General features: G+C 29.3%; 15 protein-coding genes and 1 other RNA gene. 12 read left to right on the forward strand and 4 right to left on the reverse strand.

Annotation, left to right across the window (positions count from 1 at the left end; translation table 11 throughout):
- Positions 1-103 precede the first annotated feature (103 nt).
- The 8 genes from EYW44_RS17250 (at position 104) to EYW44_RS17280 (ending at position 5641) form a co-directional block, all read left to right on the forward strand.
- Positions 104-1435, forward strand: a complete 1332-nt coding sequence (locus EYW44_RS17250; RefSeq protein WP_165872259.1) for a tyrosine-type recombinase/integrase — start codon at positions 104-106, stop codon at positions 1433-1435.
- Between the two features lie 13 nt (positions 1436-1448).
- Positions 1449-2285, forward strand: coding sequence for a hypothetical protein (locus tag EYW44_RS17255; RefSeq protein ID WP_132725506.1), 837 nt, complete (start codon positions 1449-1451; stop codon positions 2283-2285).
- A gap of 164 nt (positions 2286-2449) precedes the next feature.
- Positions 2450-2743: a helix-turn-helix domain-containing protein gene (locus tag EYW44_RS17260; RefSeq protein ID WP_132725508.1), complete on the forward strand. Its 294-nt coding sequence runs from the start codon at positions 2450-2452 to the stop codon at positions 2741-2743.
- 2 nt (positions 2744-2745) lie between these two features.
- Entirely contained in the window at positions 2746-3078 is a 333-nt protein-coding gene (locus tag EYW44_RS17265; protein WP_132725510.1) for a hypothetical protein, read from the forward strand.
- Between the two features lie 16 nt (positions 3079-3094).
- Positions 3095-4525 carry a hypothetical protein gene (locus tag EYW44_RS17270; protein WP_132725513.1) on the forward strand — a complete coding sequence of 477 codons (1431 nt, stop codon included), beginning with the start codon at positions 3095-3097 and terminating at the stop codon, positions 4523-4525.
- A gap of 4 nt (positions 4526-4529) precedes the next feature.
- Positions 4530-4793, forward strand: coding sequence for a terminase gpP N-terminus-related DNA-binding protein (locus tag EYW44_RS17275; RefSeq protein WP_132725515.1), 264 nt, complete (start codon positions 4530-4532; stop codon positions 4791-4793).
- A gap of 172 nt (positions 4794-4965) precedes the next feature.
- Positions 4966-5127 (forward strand): terminase gpP N-terminus-related DNA-binding protein, encoded by a 162-nt coding sequence (locus tag EYW44_RS22910; RefSeq protein WP_367180382.1) that lies wholly within the window; start codon positions 4966-4968, stop codon positions 5125-5127.
- Positions 5128-5329: 202 nt separating this feature from the next.
- Complete coding sequence (locus EYW44_RS17280) at positions 5330-5641, forward strand: hypothetical protein (RefSeq protein WP_132725517.1); 312 nt, start codon at positions 5330-5332, stop codon at positions 5639-5641.
- Positions 5642-6077: 436 nt separating this feature from the next.
- On the opposite strand, the gene ssrA is transcribed toward EYW44_RS17280, so the two are convergent.
- Positions 6078-6476, reverse strand: a transfer-messenger RNA (tmRNA) gene (gene ssrA / locus EYW44_RS17285).
- Positions 6477-6640: 164 nt separating this feature from the next.
- Here ssrA and EYW44_RS17290 point away from each other — a divergent pair.
- The 4 genes from EYW44_RS17290 to EYW44_RS17305 are packed head-to-tail and all read left to right on the forward strand — an operon-like array spanning position 6641 to position 9377.
- Positions 6641-7849 carry an NAD(P)-dependent oxidoreductase gene (locus EYW44_RS17290; RefSeq protein WP_132725520.1) on the forward strand — a complete coding sequence of 403 codons (1209 nt, stop codon included), beginning with the start codon at positions 6641-6643 and terminating at the stop codon, positions 7847-7849.
- Position 7850: 1 nt separating this feature from the next.
- Positions 7851-8501 carry a DUF2459 domain-containing protein gene (locus EYW44_RS17295; RefSeq protein WP_132725522.1) on the forward strand — a complete coding sequence of 217 codons (651 nt, stop codon included), beginning with the start codon at positions 7851-7853 and terminating at the stop codon, positions 8499-8501.
- Positions 8502-8556: 55 nt separating this feature from the next.
- Positions 8557-9123 carry a hypothetical protein gene (locus tag EYW44_RS17300; RefSeq protein WP_132725525.1) on the forward strand — a complete coding sequence of 189 codons (567 nt, stop codon included), beginning with the start codon at positions 8557-8559 and terminating at the stop codon, positions 9121-9123.
- A gap of 11 nt (positions 9124-9134) precedes the next feature.
- Positions 9135-9377 carry a DUF3820 family protein gene (locus EYW44_RS17305; protein ID WP_132725527.1) on the forward strand — a complete coding sequence of 81 codons (243 nt, stop codon included), beginning with the start codon at positions 9135-9137 and terminating at the stop codon, positions 9375-9377.
- Between the two features lie 77 nt (positions 9378-9454).
- On the opposite strand, the gene EYW44_RS17310 is transcribed toward EYW44_RS17305, so the two are convergent.
- The 3 genes from EYW44_RS17310 to EYW44_RS17320 all read right to left on the reverse strand — a co-directional run bounded on the left by EYW44_RS17310 (position 9455) and on the right by EYW44_RS17320 (position 12224).
- Positions 9455-10360, reverse strand: coding sequence for a transporter (locus EYW44_RS17310; RefSeq protein WP_132725529.1), 906 nt, complete (start codon positions 10358-10360; stop codon positions 9455-9457).
- Positions 10361-10524: 164 nt separating this feature from the next.
- Positions 10525-11667 carry an acyltransferase family protein gene (locus tag EYW44_RS17315; protein ID WP_132725532.1) on the reverse strand — a complete coding sequence of 381 codons (1143 nt, stop codon included), beginning with the start codon at positions 11665-11667 and terminating at the stop codon, positions 10525-10527.
- Between the two features lie 107 nt (positions 11668-11774).
- Positions 11775-12224, reverse strand: coding sequence for a hypothetical protein (locus tag EYW44_RS17320; RefSeq protein ID WP_132725534.1), 450 nt, complete (start codon positions 12222-12224; stop codon positions 11775-11777).
- Between the last annotated feature and the right edge of the window lie 109 nt (positions 12225-12333).

Consider the following 12333-nt stretch of genomic DNA (forward strand, 5'->3'; position numbering starts at 1 on the left):
TTACTATTAATTAAAATTAAGTAAAACATAACTAAATAAAGCTATAGTTGTACAACGGTTGTACAAAACTATTATATTTGCCATGCTCAAAATACTTCATCTTATGGCTACTGTTAAATTTCTTACAAGAAGTAAGAAAAACCCAACAAAAATTTATATCCGTTTTATCAATGGTAGGGCAGAGAATCTAATGCGCTCTACTCCTTTAGTTGTGAATCCTGAATACTTCAATAACAAAACGGGAAAGGTTAGACAAATATCACACTATAAAGAGAGAACCAATTTAGAAGCTTCTTTAGCTAGTCTAAAATCTTTGGTTTTAAAAAAACACATGGAAGCTGTTGAAAACAATATTTTTATTAATTCTGAGTGGTTACAAAATTGTATTAACCAACATTTTAATCTTGTCAAAGTAACTGATAATAATTTTATAGCTAATTACTGCGATTATTTTATCGAACGTTTACCGTTAAAAGTGAATGATAAAACTGGAGAACTGGGAGTAACAAAAGCCACAGAAAAGAAATACGCCACTATTAAAAGAAAAATAGTAAACTTTGATAATTACAAACGAAAAAGACATCGTTTAACAGATGTTAATTTATCTTATAGAAATGAGTTTTTAAAGTATTTATTAGAAGTTGACAAATTAGGACGAAATACGGCAGGACGTTATATAAAATTTTTAAAAAGTATTTGTTTAGATGCTCAAAAAAATGGTTTTCATGTTAGCAACGAGCTAATACAAATTAAAGGTTTTTCATTAAAAGTTGATAAAATATATTTAGACTTTAAAGACTTAGAAAAAATTGAAAACACCACTTTTGAAGATGAACGCTTTAACAATGCTAAAGATTGGCTTTTAATAGGTTGCTATATTGGTCAGCGTGCAGGAGATTTACTACAGCTAACCAAAGAAAACATAAAATTTAATGGAAACTTAGAATTTATTGAGTTGATACAGCAAAAAACGCAAAAACGAGTATCTATACTAATACACCCCAAAGTTAAAAGTATATTAGAAAAAAGAAATGAGAACTTTCCACCTGCTTATACTGCAAACCCTAGTAGTTCAGTAACTATGTTTAACAGAGCGATAAAAGAAGTTTGTAAAAAAGCAGAGCTAAACTATGTTGTTAGTGGTTCTAAAATAAATAAGGAAACTAAGAGAAAAGAAAAAGGAGAATTTCCAAAATACGAACTTATAACCTCACATATTTGCAGACGCTCTTTTGCTACCAATTATTACGGTGATATTCCAACACCTTTACTTTTAAATATTACTGGTCATAGTAATGAAAAAGAGTTTTTAAACTACATAGGTAAAACTGCAATAGACTACGCACAGCAAATGGCTACATATTGGAATATAGAGAGTCAAAAACAACAAATAAAAGAAGGAAAACAAGAAACACCAATGCGTGTTGCTAATTAATTAAAAAAATAATATGAAGATACTTGGTGTTGAAATAAAATCGGATAAGTATACATCAAATGCTTACAGTATGTATGTTTTTATTGATAATGAAAAGAAGAATGAATTAAATAGGGAATTAACGAAGACTTACTACATAGAAGATAAAAAAGAAAGATTAAAAAAAGTAAGAGAGTTGTTGAAAAATAATGATGATAATAGACTAGGTGTAACGGTTACAACTCCATCTATATCTAAGTTTGAGTTGATTGAAGAGTTAGGGTTTGAGAATATTGATACATTTATAGAACAACAAAATAAGAGTATGTTTTTTAATGTTTGGGTTGAAGTATCTAATAAAAGGGCTTTAGAAATAGAGGTTTATATTAATGACATTTTCAATAATTTAGAAAAAGAAAATAGTAATTATGATAAAATATGTTATTTAATAGATCAACAATATATAGAACATACTAATATTTTCGATCATTATAAAAGTGATGTTTTATATAGAGAGCAATACAATAGTCTCATATATGATATATTACAGAAAAAAATTAATGAAATATCTAGTTTTTCAATTAAAGAGTTAAGAAGACCTGTTGAATCAACTGTTCGAAAAAAATTAGCTTGGAAAGCATCTAAAACATCTATTGGAACGCTATTCGGATTATTACATAAACATGGAATAATTGAGGGAGCTAAAGTAGATATTAATAGAGGACTTACTGATATGTTTTCTAATTTGAGTAAAGAAACTTTAACCGATAATATAGCTTTGAAAGAAAATCATAAAGAAGCTAAAATTAATTATGATATAAAAACAAAAGAGCTAGTAAATGAATGGATAGAGTATTTGAAGAATAAATAGCACCCTATTTTTAAAAAAATAAAGCACAACGAAAAAGTGTTTAAGTTGTTGTTTGTTAGTGTTTTATTTTTACCCTTTTTTTGGGTTTGTTTTTTTTAGGGTGTTTCAAGGGGATTAAAAACAATACACTTTTGCATTGTAATTAACATTAAAAGTAAGTTAATATGAATGCAAATTTAATACCTGCTATTCAGATACAAGGTATCACAGCAGAAACCCTAATCGGGCAAATTAAAGAGGTTTTAAAAGATTTAAACCCAACACAACAACCACAAACTACAACCGATAAACTTCTAACAAGGAAAGAAGTTTGTAAACTCCTACAAGTATCTTTAGTTACAGTACATAACTGGACTAAACAAGGTATACTAAACCCCTATCGTATAGGTAATAAACTACGTTTTAAGGAAAGTGAAGTTTTAGAAGCCCTACAAGCTGTTAACCCTAAAAACGTATAGCTATGAACTTAGAAAGAATCAATACTAAAAAGGTTAACATTTTACAATCTATTATCGATGAAGTTGCCAGTATAGGTACACAATCGGAATGCTACGAAAAACTAGAGACCTCTAAAGTTGTTTATAGTCTTTTAAGAGACTATCCACACAATAGAAGCTTAGAGCCTGAGAGCATAGACAGTGTACATATATGTTTAGCTAAAAGTTACTTAGAAATAGGCATACTTGCTAGCAATCAATTAACCAATAGCTTGGATTTAGCTATTACATGCATTGAGTGTGCTTTGTCTGAACTTGTAGACAGTTTTAAGAAAAACGAAACTAAGTACAACTAAAACAAGTTTTGTTGCTTTGATTGACGGGATTAAAATACAATTACCAAGTCGAACAGCTACAATGTGGTTGTCTAATAGCTTGCTTGATTTTCATACATATACCAATGTAAATACAGGTGAATTATTAGACAATACAATTGTAGCAAAATATAAAGGCTTAGTATTTATTATAACGCAATCCCAAAAAGATGAAAACACACATTATTGTTATGTTCGTGGCTCACTACACAAATACTTTAATAACGGTAAACATAATTACAATGAATTTAGTTTTAATGATTTACAAAATGTAATTACAGACCTTAAAAATAAATTTAGTATAGAGCCTGAAACTGCAATTTTACGTAACGTCGAATTTGGTGTAAATATTAATACTCCTATATCTGCAAAACAATTATTAAAAGATTTAGTTGCATATGGAAATTACACATTTGGAACTCTTACAGTAGCAAATAAAAAAGTTGGCAAGATGATAAGCCAACAACAAGTGAAACTAAAGATTTATGATAAAGGAACTCAATACAAAACTAAAACAAACAATTTAACTCGTATTGAAATAGCTGTAAAGAAAATGGAATATTTAAAGAAGTATAATATTTCAACACTTACCGACATACTTAATTTAAAGAAATTAAAGCCTTTAGGTACACTTTTACAATTTTACTGGGATAAAATAATTTATTTCGATAAAAGCATAAAATATAAGAACCTAACCAATTTTGAACGTAAGAAACTACTTTACTACGCTACTCCTAGAAACTGGGTAGAGTTTAACCGTACTCAACGAATGAGAGCTAAAAAACATTACTCAAAATTAGTACAAACATACGGTTCTACAACACAGCTTCAAATATCAAATTTAATAAATGAAAAATGGGAGGAACTAACAGCAAAAAAGTGTATACGAATTAACCATAATATTAATAGTATTTCACAGCAAGGGAATGTATACGAATTAACTGTTAGTATAGATGGTCAAAATGTAAACAAAACCTCATTAAAAGGAATTGATAAAATTTTGCCCGAAAACACCATCGAAAAACAATCAAAAAAACAAGACAAGAAATATAGTTGTACAATATGTAAAAGTGACATTTCACAAAAGAGAAAGGGCGCAAAATATTGTAGTAAAAAATGTAATAATAAATCAAACGGTATGCAGAGAACAAAGAAAAGGCAAAAAAGAATATTAGAGGAAAAAAAGTATTTTCAAAACCTTATTAAAAAACTACATAAAAACGATTTAAACCTAATTATTAGCTATAAAGTGGGAACATCTATTTACACAGATAATTTATTACAATCTGAAATAAACACCACTTTAGAATGGATTCAAAATATAGTAGAAGTATCGGTAACTCAATCCAAAAAGAATAATAACAAAATAATACTAACTAGTTACCGTGCAAGAAAATTAATTAAATATATAAATAGAATAAACAAATAACATTATGAGATTAACAGATGAAAAACGTCGAGAATTATTAAAAAGAGCAAAAGAATTATTAAAAAAAGATTTAACCTATAAAGAAATAGCTAATGCAATAGGTATAAATGAGAAAACAGCTAGTAAATGGTTAAAGCCTTATAAAGAAACTGAAAACATTGAAAAAAAATTAATACAGCGTATAAGCAAGGCGTTAGCGGATGAGAATACATCTGTAAGAGACATATTTTGTTTATTTCAAGCATTAAGCGTATATAAAAAATACTAAAACTTCATAAAGAAGCCCCTTTTTAAGTTAAAAACTTTTAGGGGGCATACTTATAAAATTAACAAGTTAAAGTACGTTAATAAACTTGTTTCTAAATGCGCTTTAAAAATTTCTATTAATTACCTTTTATTACAATGTAATTACCTCTTTTAAATTAAAAAATTACTCAAAAATGACTTTTAAAAACAAAATTGACACAAAAAAAGCATACAAATATTACTGCTTAGGCTTGAATAGCAAAGAAATAGCTAAACTTTTAGATTGTAGTTATCGAACAATACAAAATTATATGACAAAGCAAAATTGGAAGAAAAAAAGAGCTAATTTAAAATAGCATGATTGACAATAATCTCTAGTAGATAATTCATTTTTCTATATCTTTGGTAATTCCTAAAAGCAAAATATTATGACATTAAAAAATACAATCTTGCCCGTGTGGTATGGTGGCGGTCTTGGAAACAACCGCAACACTCTATTTTGCAGTGTAGGACACCTAAACTATTACGGGCTTTTATATATCCTAAAAGCAAAATATTATGAGTACAGAAAACGTAAAACGACCGTTAACACTGGAACGCATTAATGAGTTAAAAGAAATTTATTTCACATCTTTAAAACCTGACAAGAATAATAGAAATGTTGCTTTTTTTCAATTACGGCTAGATTATGATTACACTTCTTTGTTAGATGTTATCAGCTCTTTAATTTCAATTAGCCAAAATGCAATAGAAGGGAAAAACGAATCAGAAATACCGTATTGTGATACTTATGATATTACCAACACTTTGGAAATAGCTAAACAGTTACTCCCTTATTCTGAAAGTGAATTTTTAGACCTAATGAAATAAACATTTATTATAAAACCTCGATTGTGTCGGGGTTTATTTTTCTTTATTTAGTAAGTTAACTTCTAAAACTTAAAACAATATTAAAGCGTAAATACAAGGCTTTCCCCTTACTTTTTATCATTTCATGTTATTTTGATATTCATTATGATAAACATTTTGAATTTCAAAACTTCCGTAAATAGCAATTTCTACGTCTAAAAGTTAAGCTAATAGACATCTTTTATTAATTCTCAGGACATAAAAAAGGAATACGAATAAGTATCCCTTTATAATATTGCTCAAAAACTTCTCCTAATAGGATAAGCTTGTACAAATATATATATAACTTCAAATTTATAGTAAAATAACTCTTTTTTCGTGAGGTTGTACAAATGTTGTGCAAAACAAAATAAAAAATCCTGCAAAGAATTAAAAATCAATTATTTACAGGATTTTATTGTGGAGACGCCGAGAATCGAACTCGGGTCCAAACAAGCAGCTCAAAAGCTTTCTACATACTTAGTTTTTGTTTAATTTTCGACCAAAGCCTGACCAAAAACCGCCTAACTTTAGCTTATCTTCTTTAATTTCGAAAACCTATCGAAGTACTAAGTTTTCTATGTTTACTTTTACGATGCCCAAAAGTGAAACGCCGTAAACCAAGGCTTTTCGTGGACATAAAGCTTGCGCACCTTGTGCGCCGAGGCTAGAATCTTACTGTAATTCAGATTATTAAGCAGCTAAAGCGTAATTATTTTCGCCGTTTAAAAAGTTGAAATAAGTTTAACGAGTTTTCATTTCAGTCCTCGGTATGCTTACATTATCACTGATCTCGCTGTCAAAACCAGTCGTCCCCAAAATGTCAAAGAATACTATTATTTATAAAATAATAGACCGTTTTTAATTCCAAACGGGCGACAAAGATAAAAAAACAAGTTTGTACAAACTTATAAAAACTTGTAATTTCGTACATCTTTCAAGAAAACAATAAACAAACCAACTAAAAAACGCATACAATCCATGAAATTTGGAATTATAAAAGAACGTAAAAATCCGCCAGATAAGAGGGTGGTGTTTTCTCCCAATAAATTAAAAGAATTAAAAGCACAATTTCCAGCAGCTGAAATAGTTGTGGAGAGTTCAGATATTAGAGTGTTTTCAGATGAGGCATATAAAGATGCAGGTTTTGAAGTAACCAATGATGTATCTGATTGTGATGTTTTGTTAGGGGTAAAAGAAGTACCAACAGAAAACTTAATTCCTAATAAAAAATACTTTTTCTTTAGTCATACCATCAAAAAACAGCCATATAACCGTAAATTATTACAAGCAATGTTGGCTAAAAACATTGAAATGTACGATCATGAGACCATTATTAAAGAAAATGGCGCACGTTTAATTGGTTTTGGTCGTTATGCTGGTTTGGTAGGAGCTTATAACGGATTTAGAGCTATTGGACTAAAAGAAGGTTTATTTTCGTTACCAAAAGCAGAAACTTTAGATGGTTTAGATGCCATGAAAAGTGAATTAGATAAGATACAATTACCGAACCTAAAAATTGTACTTTCTGGTACAGGAAAGGTAGCGTATGGTGCTAAAGAAATATTAGATCATTTACAAATAAAACAAGTAAGTGATGCTTTATATTTAACTACAAAGTTTACAGAGCCAGTATATTGTTTAATTGATGTAATGGAGTACAACAAGCGTACCGATGGTAAAGTAGGAGACAAGTTTGCTTTTTATAAAGACCCAACAGGATATGAAAGTAACTTTATGCCATATGCTAAAGAATCAGACTTTTTTATAGCAGGTCATTTTTATGGTGATGGTGCTCCGTATTTATTTACAAGAGAAGATGCAAAGTCAGCAGATTTTAATATAAAGTATGTAGCCGATATTTCTTGTGATGTTGACGGACCTGTAGCAACTACACTAAGAGCTTCTACTATTGCTGATCCTATTTATGGGTATGATGCAGAAAACGAAAAGGAAGTAGATTTTAACAATGAAAATGCGATAGTGGTAATGGCAGTTGATAATTTACCTTGTGAATTACCAAAAGATGCCAGTGAAGGTTTTGGAGATATGTTTTTAGAACATGTGATTCCTGCTTTTTATAATAATGATGCTGACGGAATTTTAGCGCGTGCTAAAATGACTACCAATGAAGGAAAGTTAGCAGATCGTTATGCGTATTTACAAGATTATGTAGACGGTAAAGAGTAAGATGCTTCTTATAAAAAAAATATGTAAGTACACAGCATACCTAGTTTTAGGTGTGCTGTTGTATTTATTACTTTCTATTGTGGTGAGTTTATTTATAGCAAATTCTGATGTTAAGATTGATCCATTAACTCAAAAAACTTTTTACTTAGATACCAATGGTGTGCATTTAAGCATTATTATACCTGTAGATTTACTTTCTGAGGAAGTAAAAAAGGGACTTCCATTACAACAGCATCATAAATTTATGTCATTTGGTTGGGGAGATGAAAACTTTTATTTGAATACTCCTACATGGAATGAGTTTCAATTTAAATATGCATTCGGAGCTTTCTTTTTGAACAATCCCACTGCAATTCATACTAAAACCTACTATAGAGAAAGAAAAGACTGGGTAGCGGTTGCTTTAGATGCTGAAAAATTAGCCAAATTAAATCAATACATTACCAATACATTTGTGTTAGATTCCTTAGGAAAAAAGATAGAAATACCACAACAGATTTACGGTAAAGGAAATCATTTTTATAAAGCCAAAGGATCGTATTCTCCTGCAAAAACTTGTAATACTTGGGCAAATAATGCTTTTAAAGAAAGTGATTTAAAAGCTTGTTATTGGACATTGTTTGATTTTGGGTTGATGCGTAAATATGAGTAATAATTTAGTAATTTTGACAACTGAAAGACTAAACAAATTACTCAAAAAATAAGCAATGAAAGATTTATCAAATAAAGTTTCTTTAAGAAAAGACAGAAAGAATTTATATATAGAGTTAGCTGTATCATCTTCAACTGGAGCAAGAATTGCGTTATTAGCTTTATCAATACTAATTCTATTGTTTCTATTTTATTTTATGTTTTTTATAGCAGATCATAATGAAATGTCAGCAGATTCATTTGTGCCCTTTTTAGGGATTTTAGGTCTTGATATTTGGTTTATTAGAAGTTATTTATGGAATAAGTTCGGAAAAGAATATTTAATTATTTCAAAAAAGACATTTGGTTATTACTATGATTATGGGATATTACAAACAAGAAGAGAAACTTTCAAATGTTCTGAATTATCTGTTAACTATGTCAAATTAAGTGAAAACCATCCTGATGGAAAATTAGTCTTTTTAAATTATAATGAGGAAACCAATATACAGGAGGAAATTCACCCAACATCAATAGTTATAACTAATGAAGAGTGTGAGTATTTAATTAGAGAAATTTATTCTTTCTTAGATATTAATATTGAAGAAGATAAAGATTCTGTAGGATTTCATTACAACAAATAATTATCAAGAATATTTTGAACGACAAACAATTTTTAATTGACACAGCTCTTATGAAAATGCCTTTTGGTAAGTATAAAAATGTATACTTAGTAGACATACCAGAGTACTATTTAGTTTGGTATAAAAACAAAGGTTTTCCGAATGGAAAGTTAGGTAAGATGATGGCGTTGGTGTATGAGTTACAATTAAATGGATTGGAAGATATTCTTAGAAAGATTAAATCTGATGTACAACTTCATAATCGTCAGAGATAAAAAATAAAAAAAGCACTTTACAAAGGTTGTAAAGTACTTTTTTAAAGTATATAGAAATAACATAATATTTCTTAGGATTATTTTAAAGATACGTTGTAAGTAAGTCCAGCACTAAAAGTAGTTGCATCACTTAAGTTACGTCCGTCTATTACTTTTCCAAAACCTAAGCTTACTCCTAATTGAGGAATAATGTTTTTGTAAACAGTAATACCTATTTGGCTATAATCTACATTTGTTTCAGGTAAGTTTCCTGTAAAACTAGGAGTACCAATATCCACTCCTTCTTCAGAGTTAGAATAATCAGCCCAAGCCTCAACGTAAATAAAACTGCTGCTGTAACCAATTTTACCAGTAGTTACAAAAGCATTAGGCACACCAAATTGACCACCAGGAGTTAAATTATTATCTGCATCACCTCTAAAATTGTAACTAGTAAGTAACGTAGAGAAAAAGCCTACTTCAGTATTTAAATGTAAACCAGCAGTAACATCAAATCCCAAAGCGCCACTACCAACAGATAAAATACCATTAGGTTCATAACCAGTAGGAATAACAGCAGTAACTCCAGTAATCACATTTAAATCAGCCTTTTTTAAATTAAATTTAAAAGCATTTAATTTTAAGGCAATAGAAATGTCTTGCAACTCAGCAATAGAAGTTTCTCCGTTAATAGGATCAGGAACATTACTAGTGTTCTCAGCACTAATAAAAGGTAAGCTAACAATAGCAGTAAGCTTATCTGTAACACCATACTTTGTATACAAAGAAAAAATGTTCTGATTAATTTCTTCGTGAGCAGGAATTCCATCAGTTTTGGTTTCACCTACATAAAAAGCATCAAACTGACTTCTTGCATAGGAAGCAGAAACAGATAAATCTCCTTTTTTCTGACTAAAACCATCTAACAGACCTTGAGCATTTAGGGTTAATGCGCCACCCAATAACATAAAAATAGGTAAGGTTAATAAATTGTTTTTTTTCATTTTTTAAAATATTAAATTGATAGGCATCTTCGTCGAGAAAAAAAATGAAAAATTACTCCTTAGACACAGGTATTTTATCTATTTAGATGTTTTTTTTATATGCTTTTGTAAATGAGGTTTATAAAAGATGTTTTGATATGTTTTTTTACAGATATTTTACTGTTTTATAATTTTAAAAACCATTTTTTTTGATACAAAAAGTACAAGCCACTATATAAAATAAGTAAGAAGGTGAAAGAAAATAAAAAAGATCCCCATTGAGCTGAGTTTACTAAGTTTTTAAAGAATTCAAATCCATTTTGTCTAATTGATAGTTCACTAAAAATAGGCATGTCCATAATTGGCATAAACAAATTCCCAATAATAAAAGCCAATAAAGCATTAGAACCAAACACAATAAAAGGATCATATACTTTTTTAAATGTAGGGGCTTTAGTGAGCGATAATTGAATAAAAGCTAGTAATATTAAAGAAAAACCACTACTAAACAAGGCAAAACTACTAGTCCATATTTTTTTAATCATTGGCATTATTCCAGTACTATGAAAAATATAACCAATGAGTAATAACACAAAACCAGTTAAAAAAATATATGCTGGTTGGTACCATTTTGAATTTTGTAGATACAACTGTCCAAAAACAACTCCGAAAATAACATTAATGGTAGCAGGCAAAGAAGCTAAAATACCTTCAGGATCATAGGTGACAATTCCATTAGAGGTACCGTATATCCATAAATGTTGAATACCGAATATATTTTGATCAATATAAGAAGCCCAACTATTAGCAGCACTATGTCCTGTAACACCAAAACTAGGAACAGGAATAAAATAAAGGAGTACAAAGTAACTAATAGCAATAGTCAAAGCAATTAGTAAAATAGTTAGTAAAGGGTTTGTTATTTTTTTTGATTGTACACTATAAAGCCATATAAACGATACCAAACAATAACAAATAGCAATACGTTGTAAAACTCCAGGAATGCGAATGTTTTGCCAATTAAAATTAGGAAAGCCATTTATAAAAACACCAATTGCAAATAATAATATTGTACGAGTAATTATTTTTCTAATGATGTTAGTGTTGCTAATATTAAGTTTTCTTTTTTTGTTTAAAGAAATAGCGATAGACATACCAACACAAAACAAGAAAGAGGGAAAAATCATATCAGACAAAGGGTAGCCAATCCATTCAGCATGATTCATCCATTGAAAACGTTGAGACCAATCGCCTGGGGTAATGACAAGAATCATCCCTAAAATACTCAGTCCTCTTAAAATATCTAGTTCAAGTAAGCGCTGTTTCATAATTAATTTGGTTGTGAAACAATTAAAGTAACTAAAAAACAACACGCATTTTTAACAAAATAAAGCTATTCTTTGAACAATTTCCTCATAAACTAAACAAAGATGAATTATATAGCTTTTAAATCATCAGGATCAATGCTTGTATTTATAAAATCACACTTTTGTTGTAAAGTTTCTTTGGTTAAAAGTCCCATTCTATAACAACGCATAAGAAAGTAATAAGCAGCATCAGTTAATTCTCTTTTAGCACTGTCTAAATTTGAGCTCGATGTTCGTTTGGGAGCAGCAGGGGATCCATTAGATAATTCGCATTTACCATTGCAGAAAGGACAATAATCGTAAACCTCAGTATCATGATTATCAATCCAGATTTCTTGTGCTTTTTTCATTGTTTTAAATCGAGTGCCATAAGCATCAATGGTTTTTTTAGCCTCATTTACTTCATGTAACCAAAAATCAATATTAGCAAATTGTCCCACAACATGATGTGCATACCCAGTGGTAAAACGTTTCAATTGTTCGGTAATCATGTTTGCTTTTTCAATAGTATAAATCATAGTGCTTTTTTTCTTTATTATAAATACAAAGATGATTAAAAAATATTATAATATTTAAAATCCTGAGTTTACAAATAAAACTCAGGATTTTTTGTTTTACCACTCGTCA

Origin of the sequence: Tenacibaculum sp. M341, assembly GCF_004337695.1 — a bacterium.
GTDB lineage: Bacteria > Bacteroidota > Bacteroidia > Flavobacteriales > Flavobacteriaceae > Polaribacter.